Source organism: Pseudoalteromonas sp. RB2-MNA-CIBAN-0110, assembly GCF_040309305.1.
Classification (GTDB): Bacteria; Pseudomonadota; Gammaproteobacteria; order Enterobacterales; family Alteromonadaceae; genus Pseudoalteromonas; species Pseudoalteromonas arctica.
The window spans coordinates 281,737-302,710 of the sequence record NZ_JBEOOQ010000001.1 but is presented as its reverse complement, the minus strand read 5'-3'; the positions used below and the strand labels follow the sequence as shown (position 1 = coordinate 302,710).

The following is a 20,974-nucleotide window of genomic DNA, read 5'->3' as shown; positions in this document are numbered from 1 at the left end:
AAATCTTGCTGCTGCCTTTGCATAAACAACATAAAAAATGCATCAAGGCAAAGTGACGCCTGACACTCGGCAGTTTAAGTTTGCAGTGTAACTGGTTTTGCAAGTGTGGTGTTGGCGTACCTTACGCCAAGCTTTATAAATGTCCGCTCATGGCACTCTCCAGCCACTCGACAACATAAAATGTTGATAATAATTGGCAAGGTATCTTACTGTGTCGGATGGCGCTTCGCTTATCCGACCTACACTGGCACAAACCGGAAATCACCTACCCATAAATTCCGTATTTATACATTAAGGTTTTTAAAGCCTTAATGTAATTAATTTTCAACCATTCAAATATTTGCCTAAACCTAACCTTACTTAGATTTAAGGTGAACTTTAATTAATAAATCTCAATCTGAGTGCCACACCTTGCTTGAAATTCAAACTATTCTCAAGCTGCCGCGAATTCTCAATTTAAGTGGCACTGGCCAAAAAAATTTTTAAATAATACATATTATCTAAATAACAATTGATAACCATTTTCGTTTAGATTAGTATGTACGTACTAAATGAAATTGAGAGTGGTTTGTATTCATGTATATTTGTCTATGTCACGGTGTGACTGATAAAAAAATTGAGCAAACAATTGACGATGGTGCAACGACCATGCGTGAATTAACTAAAGAGCTTAAAGTAGGCAGCCAATGCGGTAAGTGTTGTGGTTGTACTAAAAAGATCCTTAATCGCAGACTTATTCAGATTGCTGATGTAACGGATCAAGTTGCTTAATTACATATAAAAACTTAGATATAAAAAAAGCAGCTTTTTAGCTGCTTTTTTTATGCTTGTTACTATTTACAGTTGAGACTGCAAGTAGTTTTTAATACCCGTATTTTTAATAAGTAATTGTTGGGTTTCTAACCAATCAATTTGCTCTTCTTGTTCATTTAAAATGTGATCAAGAGCTTCACGGGTAATATAATCTTTTTTGTTTTCAGCCAGTTTAACTGCGCTACGTAACTCATCAATAGTATCGAGTTCAAAACCCATATTAGCTGCAATCATTTCTTCGCTGTTTTCACCAATACGTAATCGGCCTAAGTCTTGAAGATTTGGTAAGCCTTCTAAAAACAAAATACGTTCGATTAAACGATCGGCGTTTTTCATTTTTTGAATTGATACTTTGTAATCTGCTTTGTCTAGTTGAGTGAAACCAAAATCTTTAAACATGCGTGCATGTAAAAAGTATTGGTTAATACCAACAAGCTCATTAGCGAGTACTTTATTAAGCGCTGCAATAACGTCTTTATCGCCTTTCATAATATGCTCCTACTAAGCCATTTGTGCTTGATGATAATTTTCAGAACCAATCTTATCAATTAAGCCAAGTTGTTGCTCTAACCAGTAAACATGGTCTTCTTCGGTATCAAATAACAGTTTTTCTAAAATGCTACGAGATTGATAATCTTGTTGTTCTTCACATATTGCGATGACGTCTTTAACACACGCAACTACTTCAAGCTCTAGTGTTAAATCGTTTTGCATCATGCTTTTTACATCGTTACCGATAAGTAAATCACGGCGCTTAGTCATATTTGGTACACCTTCTAAAAACAAGATGCGCTTAATAAGCCAGTCTGCGTGATCTTTTTCTTCTTCCATTTCGTGGTTAAGGCGCTCGTATAGTTTGTTTAAACCCCAGTCGTCATACATGCGCGAGTGTATAAAATACTGATCGATTGCTGCTAATTCGTTAGCTAACAATGTATTAAACGCATCGATTACTTTTTGATTACCTTTCATGATAAATCGCCTTAACTATTTCAATTGTATGCAGTGTAGTACAAATAACCTATATTGCAAGTTTTCTCTATAAAAATCATTGCGTTACTATTGGTTTTGATTCTTATTTAAGTTTGCGTTACTGCTTGGTTTATGGACAGTTTTTTATTTGCATTAGCATCTAATACAAGATCATGATTGCTAGATAAAAAGTGAGGTGTTTATTTATGCGGGGTTTGTTGAGCATATAGGCATGCAGGGCATGCCTATAACGTGTGTTTATTTGTTAAAATTGATATTTAGCACCCAGCGTTGCCGTTGTGCCTAATCCTTTAATGTTATATCCACCGTAGGTGTAAGCCTGTGCGCGGGCAGGGTAGTAATCACTATTGAATAGGTTTTCTATTCCAAAATACCCACTCCACTTGGCGTTAACATTGTATTGGCCACTTAAGTTGAATGTGTTGTAGCTACTAACAGGGCCCTGATCGCCAGAGTATTGGCCCTGTGCATTTTTATCAAAACGCTTTCTGTCGCCTACATATAAAAAGCTCATTGCAAGCGATAGCTCGTCATTTGTTTGCCACGTTACATTCGCTGTTGCTTTAGGTGGGCTAATTTGGCTTGCCCCTAAATAGTCATCGGCCTCGGTATTTTTACCTTCAACATAGCTGTACGTTGCGCTTAATTTAAGATCTTGGGTAATAGTGTAATTAACTAACCCTTCGTATCCCCATATTTCTTGTGGTGCACGTACAGGTTCGTAAACACCCGTTATTTCATTATACTCATTACTTGTACCAAGCTCTGAGGTACTTCTGTAAAGAGCAAATTCAAAACGCACGTTTTCAAACTGTGAAGTAAAACCAACTTCGTAATTGTCGATTATTGAGGCTTGTGTTTGAATAAGTGCAATATCGTCAACGGTTGCTGCGCGAAGTAGGCGGCCAATATCAGAAATATCAGAGCCCTGTGAGTAACTAAAGAACGGGCTAAAGGCAGCTGTTAAGTTATATTTAATACCGGCATTATAGGTTGTTGCATCGTAATTAATGGTGTCGCCACGCACATTTAATGGTACTGAACATTGCGATGCGGTTTTGCAAAGTTTTAGCGTTTGGTAGTCACTTACGCTCAAATCAATGCTTTCGTTTCTTACACCCGCTTTTACAATAATGTCGTCGTTTATTACCCATTTGGTTTGTAAAAAGCCTGCGACACTTTCCATGTCCATTTCTGGCACCCACACACGGCCATCTACTAAAGGTTGCGATGTTTTATCGTTTAAAGCATCAATACCGTAGATTAGGGTGGCTGTTACGTTTTCAAAATCAAACTGGCTATTAAATGTAGCTCTGGCACCTTGCTTGTCTGATTTAATAACTGATTGACCACCGGTATAACCTTCATCAAGATTGGCTAAAGCGGTTGAGAAAAAGAATACGTTTTCTATATTTTGTTTATACAGATCGAGGGTCATTTGTGTGTTTTCAAACAGCGCGTAATCAACATATTTTAGGGTTATATTTTCGTTGCCTTCAGGGCCTTGCGGCTTACCTTGTTTTTGAAGCTCTAAGGGGACGTGTATAGCGTATGTTTTCTCCCCTATATTGCCATCGCCAGTAACATCGCCTAAATCAGTTTTTTGCTGTGAGCTGTAAAAGTTATAGCTAAACTGCAGTTGCTTTTCGTCGTCAAAATCATAAGTTAGTTTGGTAAAATAGTTTTGAGTTTCAGAATCAGATAAACCATATTGCAAGCCTAAAATATCGCCCTCTGCATCGCGTTGTACGCCGTTTTCTTCATAGCTTGCTGTTAGCAGGTAGCTTAGTTGGTCGAGCTTACCGTTTACTGCGGCTGATACTCTACCGCCGCCACTTTCTGCTAATTTAACAGCGCTAAAGCGGCTTGAAATACTTATTTCACCTTCAGGTTTACCATCACTACGCGCTTGTTTTGTTATGTAGTTAATAATGCCACCTGAGGCACCATTACCATAAATAGACGTTGCGCCTTTTATGACTTCAATGCGCGCTATTGCGCTGGCGTCTAACGTTTTTACGCCTAAAGAACCATTACGAAGAGGGGTTGATTGCGGTACACCATCAATCATTATTAAAGGCGCACGGCCGCGTAGTGTTTGCCCTGAATTACTTGAACTGCCAGTATCTGGGGCAAGGCCAGGAACCATTTGCGCGAGTAAACTTCCCAGTTCTGAGCTTACTTTTAAATGCTGTTGTATTTGTTGCTGATTAATAACGGTAATCGAGGCAGGTACTTCGTCAATGTTCTCTGATATGCGGCTGCCAGATACAATGACATGCTCTAACTGATCAGAAGTGTATTCATTTTTATTATTTTCATTTGCTAACGTGTTAGTACTGATTGCAACAGCAATAAGGCAAAGCGAAGTTTTTAACATGGGGTGTCTTAGTTGATAATAATTGTCGTAATGGTAATTATTATCAGCTAATGACACAAGTGTTAATGAGATTTATTTCCATTTATGGCGTTTTAACCAAAAATATACACCGCTTACAATAAAAAATGCGAGTGAAAGGGCTATTAATAACCATAAAAACTGCACAATAGGACCTGCAAAATCACCAATGTGAAACTTATACTTAAAGTTCCATGCTTGTGTTGTGAAGTTGGTTTTACTGGCGTCAAATGAGTTTAATACTTTACCAGTAAATGGGTTAGTCCAAACCCAGCTGTAAGCGTGGCTTTCGCCAGGGTTTTGCATTCTCAGTGCAATTACTTCGTCATCATTTTTAGGTAAGTAAATTCTATATACTTTACCATCCGGAAATAGGTTCTCTGCATTTTTAATTGCTTGATTGTAGTTTAACGCAGCTTGAGAAGGGGCTATTATTTTTGGCGCTTCAGGTCTTTGTTCTACTTTATTAAACGTTACAAATTCTAATACAGATTGAGTTTGTGTTTTCCAGTTAAATGCCATGCCAGTAAAGGCAATAAGCATAAGGGGTATAAAAAAGTAAACACCAAGCACTGTATGTAATTGATACATGAGCACTCTAAATTTGGCTTTTGGTTTTATAGCTAAACGTTTAACTCTGTTTTTGGGCTTTACCCATAAATAAAAGCCGAGTAATACATTTATTAAAAGTAGCAATGCACATACCGACATCCAATTTCGAAAGGTTTTTTCACCCTTACTGTTTTCAAACAACAGCCAGCGATGCAATCCCATCGCAAACCCATAAATAGTATCTGTTGATTCATAGACGTTTAGTACACTCCCAGAGTAGGGATTAACACTGGCGTAATGTTTATTGGCTAACCTAAATTGCCATGCGGCGTTTGGCGCTTGTTCGGGCATAAAAAAAGTGATTTTTTGCTTAGTTTGAGCTCGTACATTTTGTATAAGCTCATCGTAAGGCATTAAATTTTCTTGTGGTGTTACTTGCCATTTTGCAGGCTCTATTAAGTGCTGTATATCTTTTGCATAAATCATAACAGCACCGGTTAAGCTCACTATTAATAAAAATAGTCCGCTAATAAGGGCAAGGCCTAAATGAATTCTACGTAACCAAAGTTTCAAAAACGGTATCTCATTATGAGTTAATGGCAATATTGTAAATGATAATACGAGCTGTTTTCAATTAAATAGTTATGTATTTGGTTTAGCTTGTTATTAAGAACATTAAATTGGGCTTTAATTTGCGATTGGTCGGATTTCTATTATGCAATTTTCGATATTAAAATTGTCGTGTAAAAAGCTTTTTATTGTTGGCAAATTAATTAAGTGCTGAGTGCTAATAACAAGCTCACAATAATTTTCTTTATCATCTAGTTGCCAAAGCTTAATGCTAACTACCGATTCGATATTAAATTCATTGCTAATAGCATGTGATATTGCGTGTGTATCAATGTTGCTAGGCGCTGCTTGCATTAAAATTTTGCAGCTTTGCTTTAATAGTAAAATGCCATGATAAATTACATAGATAGAAATAAGCACAGTGGCAATTAAATCAACAATATACCATTGGTATAAAATAATTAAGGTGCCTGCAATAATAACAACAATAGATGCCATTGCATCTGATACGTTATGAATAAAGGCCGCTTTTATATTTATACTGTGATTTGCTCCAGCTCGGTAGGTTAAATACGCTGTTGCTAAATCAATGACCAACGCTATTGCTGCCACCCACACAACTATCCAGCCATTAATTGGTTGAGGGTTTAAATAGCTCGAAATGGCTTCAAAAATTAAATACACGCCAATTAATATTAATGTACTGCTATTAAAAAGTGTGGCAAGTATTTCAGCGCGTTTATAGCCAAAATGATGAGTGCCGTCAGCAGGCTTATTACCAACTTTACGTGCAACCAAGGCTATAAATATAGCGGCAGCATCACTTAAATTATGAAGGGCATCGGCTATAAGTGACAAGCTGCCCGAAAATATCCCGCCAATAACTTGGGCTACGGTTAGCAATACATTAATAACCACAGCAACGGTGAGCTCTTTATTGCTTTGGTTTTCGTCTACATGACTATGTGAGTGATCGTGCGCCATAATGCCCTCAAACGCATTGATTAAATACTGCTTATATCACGAGGAGTTTAAAACAGCTACAGAAGTTGTAGCGTAAGCAAGCGTAATTATAAGTTAGTAATAAAGGCGTATTTTTTAAAAAATGTGAATTTAAGATTGTAACGCTAAATACCCAGTTTTTAAGGAGTTTACCGCTCAAAACTTGCGTCTTTATATATTTAGTGCATTAATGTAAGTAATATTAAATGATTATAAGTTGCTGGATATTAAGCATGGACAAAGGTTTAAACTTTGGTGAATTAACAGGTAAAGGACAGTCTGTTCGAAGTAAGTTAATTATAACCTTTATAATTATAGCCTTAGGGCCACTTTGTATACTTACGTGGTTTAGTCTTGAACATGTAAATAGCACGCTTAAACAAAATGCAGACACTGAACTTAACGAGCTTAATAATATAGGTAAGCAATTTGCTGATATTTGGTTTACAGACCATGTTAAAGATTTATATTTGCTTAGGGCGCAGTTTGATATCAGCCCCAATAAAAAGCAAAAATTAATTAATCAATTTATTGAGCAGTATGACTTTGTTAATCATGTAGAGCTTATTGATGTAAACCTCGTTAATTCACTACCTTCATCACTTTTTTTAAATGTTATTAAAGAGCCGCGCTTTAATAACATACGTTCTGGGATTATAAATACAGGTAAAATCCAATTCCAGTCAATGACTGCCTCAGGGCGTGAATATCATATTATTGGCTTACCGATATTAAATGATGAAAATAAGCTACAAGCAATATTGCTTGCAGATATAAATTTAAATGGCTTATTAAATAATCTAAGTAAAATACACGCTGCTAATAAAGACATAACATTTTATGTTATGCACAATAATAAAATTCAAAAAAGTAATACTTCAGACGATACCCAACCATCATTTTTCTCTCAAAATGGCTCACCAATACAACGTGTTTTTTCTTATATTGATAAAAATGAAGTCACTTTATATGGGTATATTAATTCATTAGAGTTTTTAAATGAGTCTGGCTGGCAGCTACTTGTATCAAAACCAAAAGAAGTCGCACTACAAGGTGCTAATTATTATAAGCAGCTCGCTGTATTAACTAATTCAGGTGCCTTACTGCTGATATTAACGTTGTCGTGGTGGTTTGGTCGCCGGCTGTCTCAGCCTTTAATTAACTTAGCTAAAATTGTCGAAAATATTACAAAAGGCGATTTAGTTAAAGTTCCAATAATAAACGATAGCATTGAATTTAATCAGCTTTCATTGGGCTTACGTAAGTTAGTAGCTGTAAAAGAAGAGCAACAAAGTATATTACAAAAACAACGTTCGGCACTTCAAATTGCATTAAAACAATTAGCAGAACAAAAAAGTGCATTAGATGAACATGCCATTGTTGCGGTAACTGACTTACATGGCACTATTACTTTTGTAAATAAGAAATTTTGTGAGATCAGTGGTTTCGACGAACATGAATTAATAGGCGAAAACCATCGCCTTTTAAATTCAGGTAAACACGAAAAAGAATTCTTTAAAAATATGTACAAAACGCTTAAACGCGGTGATGTATGGAACGGGCAAATCTGTAATAAAGCTAAAAATGGTGGTTTTTATTGGGTAGATACCACCATTGCACCATTTTTAGATGAAAACGGTATACCACAAAACTATATTGCTATTCGTACCGACATTACAGCGCTTAAGCTACAAGAGCTAGAGCTTGAACAGCACAAAACACAGCTACAACTAGTGATTGACTCAACAGCAGTGGGTATTTGGGATTGGTACATTGATACTAAAAAGGTGACATTTAATAACCGCTGGGCCGAGATTATAGGTTACAAGCTCAGTGATATTGAACCTTGTACTATAGATACTTGGTATACCTATGCTCACCCTGATGATTTAGCTATGTCGGAGAAAAAACTTCAAGCGTATTTTTCCGGCGAGACTGATTATTATGTTAGTGAAGCCCGCATGAAGCATAAAAATGGACATTGGATTTGGGTTCTCGATACTGCAAAAATAGTTGAGTGGAATACCGATGGCTCTCCAAAACGCATGATCGGTACGCATTTGGATATATCAGATCGAAAATCTACAGAGCTTGAGCTACAAGGAAGTCGAGACAGATTTGCATCTTTGGTATCAAATATCCCTGGCATAATTTATCGATGTAAGTTTGATGACAAATTAAGCATGCTTTACATGAGCGAGCAAGCGAGTGAAATAACCGGTTATTCACCCGATGAGTTGATACACAATGAAGACCTCTGCTTCTTTGATTTAATATGTGAAGACGATTCTCAAAAAATAAAAGATGAAATTGTCCGTTGTGTTAGCGCTAAGCAATCATGGTCTGTTGAGTATAGAATTAAAGCCCGCGATGGCTCTTTGCATTGGGTAAACGAAAAAGGCCAAGCGATTTACGCAGATGATGGCAATATATTGTATTTAGATGGATTTATTTTAGATATTACAGAACGTTACAATACACAATTAAAAATAAGCCGTCAGCAAAGCCTGCTTGAATCAATGAGTAAGCAAGGCCAGATTGGTGCATGGGAGATGGACCTAGATGCGCATACTCTTTATTGGTCTGATGAAGTTAAAGTTATCCACGAAGTACCAGAGGGATTTGAGCCGAGGATAGATACTGCTATTGATTTTTATAAACCAGGAATACACCGAGACACTATAAGTACCTTATTTGAATGCGCTGTGACTTTAGGTGAAAGCTGGAGTGTAGAGCTTATTATTTTGACCTATTCGGGGCAAGAGCGTTGGGTTAAATCAATGGGCCAAGCAGAGCTTAAAGATGGTAAATGCGTACGTGTTTTTGGCTCATTTCAAAGTATTGATGCACATAAGCGCCTTGAACTCGAAAGCGAAAAAGCAAACCGCTATAACAAAAATTTAGCCGCACTTACAGTCGCACCTGAAGTGCAAAATAGTGATGTAGAGCAAGTTAAAAAGCTAGCGGTTAAATCTATGTGCGAAGTGCTAAATGTTGCACGTGCGTCGGTATGGATTTTTAACGATCAACGAGATGTAATGACATGTCATAGTTTATACATAGATGGACAAGGGTTTGTAGATACAGATGCTGTTTTAACTGCTAAAGACTACCCTGCATATTATAGCGCCATTTATAAGCAAAACTTAGTAGCCATTGATGATGTTTATACGCACCCAGCAACTGTTGATTTTATAGAAGCGTACACAAAGCCATTAAATATTAAATCGATGCTTGATGCAGTAATAGCAACTGGTGATGGTAATTTAGGTATTTTGTGCGCTGAAACGGTAGGCGAACATCACAATTGGACACAAAGTGAAGAAACCTATCTTCGATCATTGGCTACTTTAGTGGGAAGTACTTTAGTTTCTCAGCAACGTAAAGTAATCAGTGAGGAGCTTAAAGTAGCGCTTGTAAAAGCAGAAGATGCAGCCATTGCCAAGAGCCAATTTTTAGCAACCATGAGCCATGAAATAAGAACGCCAATGAATGGTGTACTCGGTATGCTAGAACTTGTTCAATTAGAGTCACTCCCTAAACCAATAGAAACAAAAGTAGGTATAGCCAAAACAAGTGCGCATTCTTTATTGGGTGTAATTAACGATATTTTAGATTTCTCTAAAGCCGAAGCGGGTAAAATCGAACTTGAAGAGATTAACTTTAATGGACGTGATTTAATTGGCGAAGTTGCTGCCGCACAAGCATTGACTGCTCAAGAAAAAGGTATAGAAATAATTTTAGATTTGGTAGCGTTAGAGCCTTCGCAGTTATGCGGAGATCCTGGGCGCATTCGACAAGTACTTACTAATTTGCTGAGTAACGCCGTTAAGTTTACGAGTAAGGGCGAGGTTGTTGTAAGCGCTAAAATTAATAAAGTGGCTCAAGGTTTAGAGTTTGTTGCAAGTATAAAAGATTCAGGCATAGGAATAAGTGAAGAAAAGCAACAGCAGTTATTTACCCCTTTTTCTCAGGTAGATGCATCAACAACGCGTGAATACGGGGGCAGTGGCTTAGGGCTGGCTATTTGTAAGCAGCTTTGTGAGTTAATGGGGGGAGCAATTTCTCTTACAAGTGAAGCAGGTAAAGGGAGTACCTTTACCGCCACTATAATGTTAACTCCGGGAGATCAAAAAGAGCGTTATATTCCTAATATTAATATGGAAGAGCTAACAGTTTTAGTTGTTGACGATAACGAGACAAATCGAATTGTAATTTCACAACAGCTTGAACATTGGGGCGCTAAGGTTGCACTCGCATGTGATGCACATGAAGCACTTGATATGTGCGCGCAGCACTATAAAGATAAAAATTGCATGTATGATATTGCAGTGCTTGATATGCAAATGCCAGGAATGGATGGCATAGAGCTGTGTAAAGCACTAAAAGCACATGAACATTATAAATCAATGCCACTTGTAATGATGACCAGTATTGCAGGTATGGAAGGCGCGCAGCGTTATTCTGATGCTGGCTTTCAGGCATATTTTCCTAAACCAGTAACCACTGCCGATTTAATTTCTGCACTGTCGGTTATAACGAGTAATGATGCAGGCGAGGCGCTCCCACTTGTTACGTCAGGCTATATTTCGTCACTTAAAAAAGAAAAGATGCAGGAGTCTTCCCAAATACTACTGGTGGAAGATAATCCTATTAATCAACAGGTGGCTAAATTAATGCTCAAAAAGCTTAATTGTGACGTTACTATTGCCGGGAATGGCCAATTAGCGATTGATATATTAGAAGCGCATGATTCAGGATACTTTAAGCTCGTACTTATGGATTGCCAAATGCCTGTTATGGATGGTTTTGCAGCAACCGCTGCTATTCGTAAAGGCGTGGCGGGCATACAGCATAAAAACATTAAAATAATCGCTATCACCGCAAATGCAATGAACTCAGATAAAGAGCGTTGTATAACAGCTGGAATGGATGACTACTTGAGTAAACCTATTCAATTAGATATTTTAAAAGATAAATTAGAGCAGTATATTTAAGGTAAAAATACAATGAGCCAACCCGTTATAATACGTGATGCAAAACCAAGTGACGCAAAAACAATTTTGCACTTTATTACCGAACTTGCCATATATGAAAAAGAACCTGATGCAGTAAAAACAGACGAGCAGGCAATATTAGATACTCTGTTTAGTGAAGGTGCAACTGCGCACAGCATAATTTGTTTAGAAGGTGATGAGCCAATTGGTTTTGCGGTATATTTTTATAATTACTCTACCTGGTTAGGTAAAAATGGCCTATACCTTGAAGATTTATACGTAAGCCCAGATAGCCGTGGCAATGGCGCAGGTAAAGCCATTATGAAGCACTTAGCTAATAAGGCGATTAGTAATAACTGTGGGCGTTTTGAATGGGTAGTGCTTGATTGGAATAAACCCGCTATCGATTTTTACAATAGCATTGGTGCAAAGCCGCAAAACGAGTGGATTATATATCGCTTAACAGGGCAGGAATTATTAGACTTCGCCAAATAGTTAATGAAAATCATTTGCATTTAGTTTTATGGGTGTGTAAGTTAAATACACACTCATAAATAAACGTGCAGATGATTATATGATCTCAAGTCAAAAACAACCCCACTCAGATTTACTTTATCTTGATCAAGCATTGAGCCCTTGGCAGTCGAATATAATGCAAGGTAATTATGCATTTGAACAAGGTGCACTTCTCGAAGCCCGCGATAAATACTTATTAGCTAAAACACTTGCAGATCATCTTCTTCAGCAATTTTTATATGCTCAGATTAATAACACTGTCATTCATGCTATTGAGCACTGTATACCCGCACTTGTTGTTGCGTCACATAATTTAGTTGATACCTATATAGCTATGCAACAGCCTGAAAATGCATGCAAATGGCTATGCGAAGTACACTTAACACTCTCTTCATTAATTAAGCATACTCATTACGATATACAAAAAGTGAGTAAGCATCATTACATTAAAACTTCCTCTGAACTTGTGTCATTTGCAAGACGCTATCATTTTTTACCTGAGCTAATAGAGCAAGTGAATTTTTGCTTATGCTCTAAAGATTCAACAAACAGCCTGCTACATTAAAATAAAGGAGTAATTTATGGCGTTTACATTGCCAGCACTTGATTATGAATATAATGCGCTTGAGCCTCATTTAGACAGCAAAACGATGCATATTCACCACACATTGCATCATCAAACGTATATCAATAAAGCCAATGCTGCTTTAGCAGATACTGTATATGCAACCGCAAATGCTGAAAAATTACTTAAGGGAATAAACAGCCTGCCTAGTAATTTGCAAAAAGCAGTACAAGAGCATGTAGGAGGGCATTTTAATCACAGCTTATTTTGGCAAGTAATGAGCCCACAAGGAGGAGGTGAACCTGAAGGTATTGTGGCTCAGGTTATAAATGAGCAACTAGGCAGTTTTGATAAATTTAAAGACCAATTTACAGCCGCGGCAATTAGCCAATTTGGTAGTGGTTGGGCGTGGTTATGTGTAACGCCGGATGAAAAGTTGATTGTAGAAAATAGTGCTAATCAAGATTGCCCTTTAATGCAGGGAAATATCCCTATTTTGGGACTTGATGTATGGGAGCATGCCTACTATTTGAAGTATCAAAATAAGCGTCCTGACTATATTGCTGCATTTTATAATGTAATTAATTGGCAAGAAGTACAAAGGCGTTATTTATTGGCTATTGGTTGAGTGCCGAATATGGCTAGTAATGTGAATTTTTTTGTATAAGCTAGGCTCTATTAGGTTAATTTATAGAGCCGTTTATGGACACTTCACATTGGCAAAAAGCACGTCAGAGTCGCGATCCTCGTTTTGACGGGCTTTTTTACGTAGCGGTAAAAAGTACCGGTATTTATTGCAGACCTATTTGCCCTGCTCCAACGGCTCACGAAAAAAACGTTGCTTATTATCAGTTTGCCCATAACGCGGCGCAAGATGGTTTTAGACCCTGTATACGATGCAGACCCGATAGTGCCCCAGGCAGCGCAGCATGGCAGGGTACAAAAACGACTGCACTTAGAGCAAAACAGTTAATAGATCAAAATGACGAGCACGACTGCGAAAAATTAGCAGCTCGTTTAGGTGTAAGTAGTCGTTATTTAAGACAGTTGTTTAAGCAGTATTTTGGCGTGTCGATTACGCAATATCGATTATTTAACCAATGTCACTTTGCTAAAAAGCTGATTCAAGAAACACATTTACCCCTTACCGAAATAGCGTTTTCCGCAGGCTTTAAAAGCATTAGGCGCTTTAATGATGCATTTTTACAGCAGTTAAATATAGCTCCCTCGAAGCTGCGCAGTGGCGATAAAAAACCAACGTCAACACTCACTTTAACCCTGCCATTTAGGCCGCCTTATAATTGGCCTGCTTTGCAGGGTTTTTTACAAAGGCGCTTGATAAAACCAATGGAGTGGATAACACAAACGAGCTACGGACGCACTTTTGCAAGTGAGGAATATAAAGGAAGCTTTACCGCTGAATTTATAGCGAGTAAAAACCACTTTAGTGTATCTATCAACATAGACAATACGGTGTACTTACAACCTGTTATAAATAATATACGCCGTGTGCTTGATTTAGATGCCGATATTAATTTAATTGAAACGCATTTAAGCGCCAATATAAACAATGCGTTTACAGTGTGTGAAGGGCTCAGACTTCCAGGGATTTGGTCAAGTTTTGAAGCCGGTATAAGGGCGGTACTCGGACAACAAGTGAGTGTTACTGCGGCGCATAATTTAGTAACAAAGTTAGTTGACGAATTAGGCGAAAAAGAGGGCGATACCGTTTATTTTCCTACAGCTAAAATTGTTGCTAATAGTGATTTTGCATTTTTTAAAATGCCACAAGCACGCAAAAATGCGCTACACAACTTAGCCCAGTTTTGTGCACTAAATCCTGAAAATGACGATTTAGACGAATGGCTTAATTTAAAGGGAATTGGTCCTTGGACGGTAAATTATGCAAAGTTGCGAGGGCAAAGCCAGCCCGATATATTACTTGATGGCGACTTAGGTGTTAAAAAAGCTCAAGCGGCGGCAAACCCTTTCGTACCTGCTAACAGCGCTCCTTTTCGCTCTTACTTAACTTTTCAACTTTGGCAGCAATTATAATGATCATTCAAACATCAATTTCGAGCCCTATAGACGACATAATTATTCAAGCGACAGATAAAGGAGTGAGTTACGTTGGGTTTTATCCACCAGTTGAACACCCTCATACGCCATTTGAGCAAGTCGCTAACAAGGCGGTGCTTATTTGCGCTGCGCAGTTAAATGAGTACTTTGCAAAAAAACGCACTACTTTTGATGTACCACTTGATACTAACGGTACAGTATTTCAACAAAGCGTATGGCAAGCACTATTAACGGTACCTTTTGGACAGTCGCAAACATACGGCTATATTGCAAACCAACTCAATAACCCAAAAGCAGTGAGGGCAGTAGGCGCCGCGAATGGTAAAAATCCGATTAGTATTATAGTGCCTTGCCACCGAATTATTGGCGCAAATGCAAAGTTAACGGGCTATGCTGGTGGGCTTGATAGGAAACTTTGGTTGCTGAAACACGAAGGATTAATGTAAATTAATGTAACGAATATTTTGTATGTTTAGTTCTACATACTACACTGTAGATTTAGTTTATAAATAAAAATCACTATGAAAATTAGAACGTTACTTTATATTTTTGTTTTGAAGTGTATTGTTTTTTGCGATGGCGTTACGGCCAAAGAATTACTTTTTTGTTATGAAGATAAAAACGCAGCACCACTATTTTTAGGTGTTGATAAGGCTATACCTATTGATCAACCTGATGCCTCAGTTGAGGTTTTAAGTTTATTAGATAAAGCGATTGATGGTGTTGAGATTAAGTTTGTTAGAAAACCATGGCGTAGATGCTTAAGCGATTTAGAATTTAATCGAGTTAATGCTGTTATTGCCAGTTACCGCAAAGGACGAGAAAACGTTGCTGTTTACCCTGTTGATCAGCAAGGTAAGTTACAAGATGACTATGCAGTAAGTGAATTTAGTAGCTGCCTTATAGGGCGTTATAAATTTCATAAAGAATGGGAGACTCGCGAAGTATTTCAAAATAAAGCATTTACTATAGCCATTCCTAATGGCTATGGACTAAATAGCGCGTTAAAAGAAGAGCCATTTTTTATTCATAATACGTTTTCTAAAAGCAAAGCTTTTGAGTTGCTAGATAAGGGCGTGGTGCAGGCGAGCGTTGATCTATGCCAAGTTGATGGCTTAAAAGTGTCGAGTTATCCGTATGAGGGTAATAATGTTAAACCTATTTATCCCCCTTACGAAACCAGCCATGGTTATCTTGTTTTTTCAAAAAAATTCTACGAAGAAAATAACACTCTAAGTTGGGAAATGTGGCAATGGCTATCAAAATTTGAAAGTGCACCTATCTATATTAAATATTTACAAACACTTAAATAACCTCGTTAAATTCGCGTTTGTAAATTGGTATTAATTTAATATTAAGGTAGCATAAGCGCACTTTTTATAAAATGGCACCACAATGGCTCAATTATACTTTTACTACTCTGCAATGAATGCAGGTAAATCAACCACGTTATTACAATCTGCATTTAATTATAAAGAACGTGGCATGGAACCTGTGATCCTTACTGCTGCCATTGATGATAGACAAGGCGTGGGTAAAGTATCGTCTCGTATAGGCTTGCAAGCAGATGCGCATGTATTTGATGCTAGCAAAGATGTTTTTGATCTTATTCAATCGCTTAACAACGACAAAAAACGCCATTGTGTGTTAGTTGATGAATGCCAATTTTTATCAAAAGAACAAGTAATGCAATTAACCGATGTGGTTGATGAATTAGGTATACCGGTACTGTGTTATGGCTTGCGTAACGACTTTAGAGGTGAGCTATTTATAGGGTCGCAATACTTACTTGCGTGGGCTGATAAGTTAGTTGAGCTTAAAACTGTATGCCACTGTGGACGTAAAGCAAACCATGTACTGCGTACCGATGAAAATGGTGAAGCAATAGCCGATGGTAACCAAGTAGAAATTGGCGGCAATGACCGATATGTTTCGGTATGCCGCAAACATTATAAAGCCGCGTTAAATATGGGCCGACAAAGCATTTAAAAATGTATCAATATCTTCGCGCGTAATATCTAAATGCGTTACTAGCCTAAGCTGCTTGCTTGGGCTAAATAGTATACCTTGTTGTTTAAGTGCCTCAGCAATCTCTTCAATATTTATACTGCTAGTGTATGTTGCATAAACCATATTAGTGGTGTTACTCATATCTACAGTAAAGCCACTGATTTCACTTAATTGTTGAGCCAAATAACGTGCATTTGCATGATCGTCTTTTAAGCGCTCTACATTGTGCTCAAGTGCAAACTGCCCGGCAGCTGCAAGCATTCCGGCTTGGCGCATACCGCCACCAAGTACTTTTCTCCATCGTCTTGCTTTATTAATAAGTGCTGGTGAGCCTAATAATAAAGAGCCTACGGGCGCCCCCAAACCTTTAGATAAACAAATAGAAATTGAGTCAAAGTGCTTTGTGATTTCAGTGATATCAACATTTAGCTCAACAGCGGCATTAAAAGCACGTGCGCCGTCTAAGTGCAGCGCTAAATTATGTGTGTCAACAAAGTCACGAGCTTGGGCTAAGTACTCAAGCGGGAGTACTTTTCCGCCTATGGTATTTTCTAAGCTAAGTAATCGCGTTTTTGCAAAATGGCAATCGTCTGGTTTTATTGCTGCAGCTATTTTACTAAAAGGTATACTGCCATCAGCATCGTTTTCAATAGGCTGTGGTTGCACAGACCCTAAAACAGCTGCTCCGCCGCCCTCAAATTTATAGTTGTGAGCATTTTGGCCACAAATGTATTCGTCACCTCGTTCACAATGCGCCATTATTGCAAGTAAGTTGGCTTGTGTACCTGAGCTACAATAAAGAGCAGCTTCAAAGTTAAAACGCTTACACGCATAAGCTTCTAGCTGGTTAACGCTTTCATCATCGCCATATACATCGTCACCAACCGGTGCGTTGTACATAATATCGCGCATTTCTTTTGTTGGTTTTGTAACTGTATCAGAGCGAAAATCTATCATGATTGCCTTATCCTTTTTATTGTTTTTAATAAAATTGGTACTAAGCCAGCTCGCTACAAATTTGTTCACGAGTTTCTTTATCAAAGTAGCTCCATGCAATAAAGCGGCTAATTTTTTGACCTTGTGCCATATCAACTATTTTATATTGTGCTATTGGGTGGGCTTTTAATACTTCTTCAAGGGCTGCAATATTATCTTTTTTAGAGACTAACGACGTAAACCACAGTACTTGCTCTGCAAAGTCTTCGCTCTCTTTAATCATGTTAGAGATAAACTGTACTTCACCGCCTTCACACCATAATTCATTATTATGACCACCAAAATTAAGTGCGCTACTGGGTGTTTTTCCTAGGTTTTTCCACTTACGTTCACTGCCTTTACTCGCCTCTTCTTCGCTTGCATGAAACGGAGGGTTACAGAGCGTTAAATGATATAGATCTTTTTGATTTATAACGCCTTTAAAAATATGTGATGCGTTTTTTTGTTGTTTTAGGATTATTTTTAAACCATTAAACTGAGCAATTTGCTTTGCTATTTTTACCGAAGCTGGATCAATATCAGTCCCTGTAAAATGCCACTTATATTCACTTGTACCAGTAAGCGGATAAACTAAATTAGCGCCAGTACCAATATCAAGCACTTTAATTTGCTTACCTAAAGGTATTTGTTGTTGGTTATCATCACTTAATAAGTCGGCTAAGTAATGAATGTAGTCAACACGCCCAGGTATAGGTGGACATAAATTGTGCTCAGGAATATCCCAAAAATCAATATTATAATGTGCTTTTAAAAGAGCTTGATTGAGTGTTTTAACGGCTTTGTTATCACTAAAATCAATACTTTTAGTACCTGCAGGTGTGGTTATAACAAAAGGCAGTAGAGCAGGGTGCTCTGTTGTTAATAAATCGAAGTCGTACCCATTTTTATGTAGGTTACGAGGGTGTAATTTTGAACGTGCTTTATTTTCTTTCATGGCTTCATTTTAACAACAGATATGATGTGGTGATTGTAACAAATGCTGATGAGTAAAGTGCAGACATTTCCTTTGGTATATTTAATATTGCTGGTAGGATGAGTTGAAAATAATAAAAAGGAATAACTGTGGCGATTTCTCAGCAATCAATAATTATCAATTTAGACGCTCACCAAACACTTCATTTACGTCGAATCAGCGATGATAATCAGCAAGGGCCTGTCGTATTTTTTATGCATGGAGCTGTAGAAAACGGTAAAATTTTTTACACCCATTCTAATAAAGGGCTTGCCCCTTTTTTGGCTGAGCATGGGTACCGATGCTATGTGGCTGATTTACGTGGCCGAGGTGATAGTAAGCCGATTATTTCAAGTGACGCTAAGTACGGGCAAACCGAGGCCATTTTAGAAGATATTCCAGCCTTTATTAAGCAAATAGAGTTGATTGAAGGCAAGAAGCCTGACTACTGGGTCGCTCACTCTTGGGGCGGGGTATTGATGAACAGCGCGTTTGCACGTTTTCCAGAATATATTAATGATGTAAAAGCGTGTGTGTATTTTGGCTCTAAGCGTTCTTTATTTAATAATCATCCTCAAAAATTATTACAAGCCAATTTAATTTGGTATTTTATGGCACCTTTACTTGCTAAAAAACACGGCTATTTAAATGCTAAAGGTTATAAGTGGGGAAGCGATAACGAAACTCAAAAGTCGCATTATCAAAGTATGCAATGGGCTAAAAAGAAGCCATGGATAGATTCTGATGATAATTTTGATTATGCAAAAGCTCTAAACAACCTGCATTTACCGCCAACGCTTCATATTGCTGCGGTAAAAGATAAAGCATTAGCGCAACCAATCGATATTCAAAAGTTTATGGACGAATCAGGGCCTGGCATTCAACAAATGCGAATTTACGGTCGTAAACACGGGCATAATTTTGATTACGATCATATTAATATGCTTACCCACCCAAGTGCGCGTGATGATCAATTTAAAGATTTACTTAATTGGTTTAAAGCACGTCCGATTAATTCTCATCAAGTAACTTTAAAAGCGGTGTTTTGTAACGCTCCCACTTAGCGATTGCGGCGTTATTAATAGGTTGGCGAATAGCATGTTTACTCAACGTGGTTACCGGTGTTTTTTGTTTATAAAAAGCTAAGCAACGCTCTTCAAAATGACAGTTTAAAAAACCAAGTAACTGCGTTAGCTGCTCTTTTGGGTTACTCACTAAATCTTCGTAACTGACATCATAAATTGGCATACCTTTAAAGGAGTGCCAATGGCTCATCAGTTTTTCATACACACTATGGTAAAGCTTAAACTCAGGTAGTGAGCAAAAATAAGGCTCGTTTTCGGCAAAGTAATTAGTGAAAATAGAAAACGCAGTAGCATTAAAGTTACGACTTAAGTTTATAAATTTGGCATTTGGAAATAGGATATATATTAGTCCGAGCGACTGATAATTACTCGGCAGTTTATTTATTATAAAAGGTCTGATGGGCGATGCTGTTTTTAATGTTGCGATATAAAGCTCGCGGGCTTTTTTGATTAAGTCAGGCGTTAAATGCGCTAAACATTGCGGGTAAGCAACTCCCGTTTTTTGTTCGATAAAAGCAACCGCGTTATTACTAATACTCGTACTTTCTCCTAGGCTCGAAAACTGACTATGGCTTGCCAACATTTGCTCCAGGAGGGTAGAGCCACTACGAGGCATACCAATAATAAAGACAGGCGTAATATTACCTGTAAATTTTTTATCGGCAGAGGCAATAAATTCCTCGGTGTTGTATTTTATTATTTCATCGTAAAAAGGGATTAAATCTTTAGTGCTAAATTCACTTATTTTTTTTTGTAATTTATTTGCCAATATAAAATAATTAAATGCTTGCTCGGTATCTTCAAGTGCATCGTAACTGTTTGCTAATGCGTAGTAACACACCATTTTTAAACGTAAATTGCTCGTTTGAGTTAGTAAGTGGTGCAAATTACTTACATAATTATGCTCTTTATCAAAGCGGCCTAACTGCACAAGTTCAAATAAAATATAAGCTGTTACAGGGTATACCCCAATACTGAGTGCATGAGCAAAGGTTGTATGAGCTTTATCTAACTCGCCATGTGTTAAATAGTGCTGTGCTAAGTAATAATGAGGCTCTGGGTTATGACTTGCTAATTTTTTTGCGTATTCGAGCACCGTTAACGCATCGTTTGGCGAATTAACACCGTTAAATGCATCAGCAAGGGCATGTAATGGTTCAAGCATATGAGGCATGCGCTCACACGCTTTTTGGAGTAAGTACACGGCAGCGTCATAACGCTCTAATCGTAGGGCAATTCTGCCTAAGCCAAATAAAGCTTCACCATTTTCGGGATTACTATTTAATAGCGTTTTAAAATGAAACTCAGCTTCTTTGAGTTTATTTTGTTGCAGTAGTTGGTTGGCTTTATTAAGTAGCATAGTTATACCAATTTTATTAAAAAAATAATCATTCTATCGCATTAAATAGCGTACTCACTGCGTTAAAAATTATTCATATAGAGCAA

The 20,974-nt window shown here is 37.6% G+C and carries 18 protein-coding genes; 10 read left to right on the top strand and 8 right to left on the bottom strand.

Features of this window, described 5'->3' with window-relative positions:
* Nucleotides 1–576 precede the first annotated feature (576 nt).
* Complete coding sequence (locus AAEY68_RS01300; RefSeq protein WP_002960627.1) at nt 577–771, top strand: (2Fe-2S)-binding protein; 195 nt, start codon at nt 577–579, stop codon at nt 769–771.
* 66 nt (nt 772–837) lie between these two features.
* Here the strand turns inward: AAEY68_RS01300 and bfr (AAEY68_RS01295) are convergent, their stop codons facing one another.
* From bfr (AAEY68_RS01295) to AAEY68_RS01275, 5 genes are all read right to left on the bottom strand, one after another.
* Nucleotides 838–1,302 (bottom strand): bacterioferritin, encoded by a 465-nt coding sequence (gene bfr / locus AAEY68_RS01295; protein WP_010554007.1) that lies wholly within the window; start codon nt 1,300–1,302, stop codon nt 838–840.
* Nucleotides 1,303–1,314: 12 nt separating this feature from the next.
* Nucleotides 1,315–1,785, bottom strand: a complete 471-nt coding sequence (bfr, locus tag AAEY68_RS01290; RefSeq protein ID WP_002958985.1) for a bacterioferritin — start codon at nt 1,783–1,785, stop codon at nt 1,315–1,317.
* A gap of 265 nt (nt 1,786–2,050) precedes the next feature.
* Nucleotides 2,051–4,186 carry a TonB-dependent receptor gene (locus AAEY68_RS01285; protein ID WP_350585387.1) on the bottom strand — a complete coding sequence of 712 codons (2,136 nt, stop codon included), beginning with the start codon at nt 4,184–4,186 and terminating at the stop codon, nt 2,051–2,053.
* 72 nt (nt 4,187–4,258) lie between these two features.
* Complete coding sequence (locus tag AAEY68_RS01280) at nt 4,259–5,329, bottom strand: PepSY-associated TM helix domain-containing protein (RefSeq protein WP_350585386.1); 1,071 nt, start codon at nt 5,327–5,329, stop codon at nt 4,259–4,261.
* Between the two features lie 114 nt (nt 5,330–5,443).
* Entirely contained in the window at nt 5,444–6,310 is an 867-nt protein-coding gene (locus tag AAEY68_RS01275) for a cation diffusion facilitator family transporter (protein WP_350585385.1), read from the bottom strand.
* A 251-nt stretch (nt 6,311–6,561) separates the two neighbouring features.
* On the opposite strand from AAEY68_RS01275, the gene AAEY68_RS01270 reads away from it, so the two are divergent.
* The 8 genes from AAEY68_RS01270 (at nt 6,562) to AAEY68_RS01235 (ending at nt 16,474) form a co-directional block, all read left to right on the top strand.
* Nucleotides 6,562–11,325 carry a PAS domain-containing protein gene (locus AAEY68_RS01270; RefSeq protein ID WP_350585384.1) on the top strand — a complete coding sequence of 1,588 codons (4,764 nt, stop codon included), beginning with the start codon at nt 6,562–6,564 and terminating at the stop codon, nt 11,323–11,325.
* Between the two features lie 12 nt (nt 11,326–11,337).
* Nucleotides 11,338–11,820, top strand: coding sequence for a GNAT family N-acetyltransferase (locus AAEY68_RS01265; protein ID WP_024593105.1), 483 nt, complete (start codon nt 11,338–11,340; stop codon nt 11,818–11,820).
* 79 nt (nt 11,821–11,899) lie between these two features.
* Nucleotides 11,900–12,406, top strand: coding sequence for a DUF2753 family protein (locus AAEY68_RS01260; RefSeq protein ID WP_350585383.1), 507 nt, complete (start codon nt 11,900–11,902; stop codon nt 12,404–12,406).
* 16 nt (nt 12,407–12,422) lie between these two features.
* A complete protein-coding gene (locus AAEY68_RS01255) occupies nt 12,423–13,034 on the top strand; it encodes a superoxide dismutase (protein WP_350585381.1) in 612 nt (203 codons plus the stop codon).
* Between the two features lie 74 nt (nt 13,035–13,108).
* The gene (locus tag AAEY68_RS01250; RefSeq protein ID WP_350585380.1) at nt 13,109–14,461 is read left to right on the top strand and encodes a DNA-3-methyladenine glycosylase 2 family protein; all 1,353 of its coding nucleotides are present in this window, start codon (nt 13,109–13,111) and stop codon (nt 14,459–14,461) included.
* On the top strand, nt 14,461–14,931 hold the full coding sequence (locus tag AAEY68_RS01245; RefSeq protein WP_007582340.1) for a methylated-DNA--[protein]-cysteine S-methyltransferase: 471 nt from the start codon (nt 14,461–14,463) through the stop codon (nt 14,929–14,931). The genes AAEY68_RS01250 and AAEY68_RS01245 overlap by 1 nt, the downstream gene beginning before the upstream one ends.
* Nucleotides 14,932–15,006: 75 nt before the next feature.
* Nucleotides 15,007–15,798 carry an amino acid ABC transporter substrate-binding protein gene (locus AAEY68_RS01240; protein ID WP_350585379.1) on the top strand — a complete coding sequence of 264 codons (792 nt, stop codon included), beginning with the start codon at nt 15,007–15,009 and terminating at the stop codon, nt 15,796–15,798.
* Nucleotides 15,799–15,880: 82 nt separating this feature from the next.
* Nucleotides 15,881–16,474 carry a thymidine kinase gene (locus AAEY68_RS01235; RefSeq protein WP_007582344.1) on the top strand — a complete coding sequence of 198 codons (594 nt, stop codon included), beginning with the start codon at nt 15,881–15,883 and terminating at the stop codon, nt 16,472–16,474.
* Here AAEY68_RS01235 and ltaE read toward each other — a convergent pair.
* Nucleotides 16,448–17,452, bottom strand: a complete 1,005-nt coding sequence (gene ltaE, locus AAEY68_RS01230) for a low-specificity L-threonine aldolase (protein ID WP_024593110.1) — start codon at nt 17,450–17,452, stop codon at nt 16,448–16,450. The genes AAEY68_RS01235 and ltaE overlap by 27 nt on opposite strands.
* 40 nt (nt 17,453–17,492) lie before the next feature.
* Complete coding sequence (rlmF, locus tag AAEY68_RS01225) at nt 17,493–18,425, bottom strand: 23S rRNA (adenine(1618)-N(6))-methyltransferase RlmF (protein WP_024593111.1); 933 nt, start codon at nt 18,423–18,425, stop codon at nt 17,493–17,495.
* 128 nt (nt 18,426–18,553) lie between these two features.
* Here rlmF and AAEY68_RS01220 point away from each other — a divergent pair, with 128 nt between their 5' ends.
* Complete coding sequence (locus AAEY68_RS01220) at nt 18,554–19,507, top strand: alpha/beta fold hydrolase (protein ID WP_024593112.1); 954 nt, start codon at nt 18,554–18,556, stop codon at nt 19,505–19,507.
* On the opposite strand, the gene AAEY68_RS01215 is transcribed toward AAEY68_RS01220, so the two are convergent.
* The gene (locus tag AAEY68_RS01215) at nt 19,455–20,888 is read right to left on the bottom strand and encodes a tetratricopeptide repeat-containing sulfotransferase family protein (RefSeq protein ID WP_024593113.1); all 1,434 of its coding nucleotides are present in this window, start codon (nt 20,886–20,888) and stop codon (nt 19,455–19,457) included. The genes AAEY68_RS01220 and AAEY68_RS01215 overlap by 53 nt on opposite strands.
* Nucleotides 20,889–20,974: the final 86 nt, after the last annotated feature.

What these genes read in the sequence shown, in the direction of transcription:
- AAEY68_RS01300 (WP_002960627.1), top strand. Translation starts at nt 577, where the DNA reads ATGTATATTTGTCTATGTCACGGTGTGACTGATAAAAAAATTGAGCAA.
- bfr (WP_010554007.1), bottom strand. Translation starts at nt 1,302, where the DNA reads ATGAAAGGCGATAAAGACGTTATTGCAGCGCTTAATAAAGTACTCGCT.
- bfr (WP_002958985.1), bottom strand. Translation starts at nt 1,785, where the DNA reads ATGAAAGGTAATCAAAAAGTAATCGATGCGTTTAATACATTGTTAGCT.
- AAEY68_RS01285 (WP_350585387.1), bottom strand. Translation starts at nt 4,186, where the DNA reads ATGTTAAAAACTTCGCTTTGCCTTATTGCTGTTGCAATCAGTACTAAC.
- AAEY68_RS01275 (WP_350585385.1), bottom strand. Translation starts at nt 6,310, where the DNA reads ATGGCGCACGATCACTCACATAGTCATGTAGACGAAAACCAAAGCAAT.
- AAEY68_RS01270 (WP_350585384.1), top strand. Translation starts at nt 6,562, where the DNA reads ATGGACAAAGGTTTAAACTTTGGTGAATTAACAGGTAAAGGACAGTCT.
- AAEY68_RS01265 (WP_024593105.1), top strand. Translation starts at nt 11,338, where the DNA reads ATGAGCCAACCCGTTATAATACGTGATGCAAAACCAAGTGACGCAAAA.
- AAEY68_RS01260 (WP_350585383.1), top strand. Translation starts at nt 11,900, where the DNA reads ATGATCTCAAGTCAAAAACAACCCCACTCAGATTTACTTTATCTTGAT.
- AAEY68_RS01255 (WP_350585381.1), top strand. Translation starts at nt 12,423, where the DNA reads ATGGCGTTTACATTGCCAGCACTTGATTATGAATATAATGCGCTTGAG.
- AAEY68_RS01250 (WP_350585380.1), top strand. Translation starts at nt 13,109, where the DNA reads ATGGACACTTCACATTGGCAAAAAGCACGTCAGAGTCGCGATCCTCGT.
- AAEY68_RS01245 (WP_007582340.1), top strand. Translation starts at nt 14,461, where the DNA reads ATGATCATTCAAACATCAATTTCGAGCCCTATAGACGACATAATTATT.
- AAEY68_RS01240 (WP_350585379.1), top strand. Translation starts at nt 15,007, where the DNA reads ATGAAAATTAGAACGTTACTTTATATTTTTGTTTTGAAGTGTATTGTT.
- AAEY68_RS01235 (WP_007582344.1), top strand. Translation starts at nt 15,881, where the DNA reads ATGGCTCAATTATACTTTTACTACTCTGCAATGAATGCAGGTAAATCA.
- ltaE (WP_024593110.1), bottom strand. Translation starts at nt 17,452, where the DNA reads ATGATAGATTTTCGCTCTGATACAGTTACAAAACCAACAAAAGAAATG.
- rlmF (WP_024593111.1), bottom strand. Translation starts at nt 18,425, where the DNA reads ATGAAAGAAAATAAAGCACGTTCAAAATTACACCCTCGTAACCTACAT.
- AAEY68_RS01215 (WP_024593113.1), bottom strand. Translation starts at nt 20,888, where the DNA reads ATGCTACTTAATAAAGCCAACCAACTACTGCAACAAAATAAACTCAAA.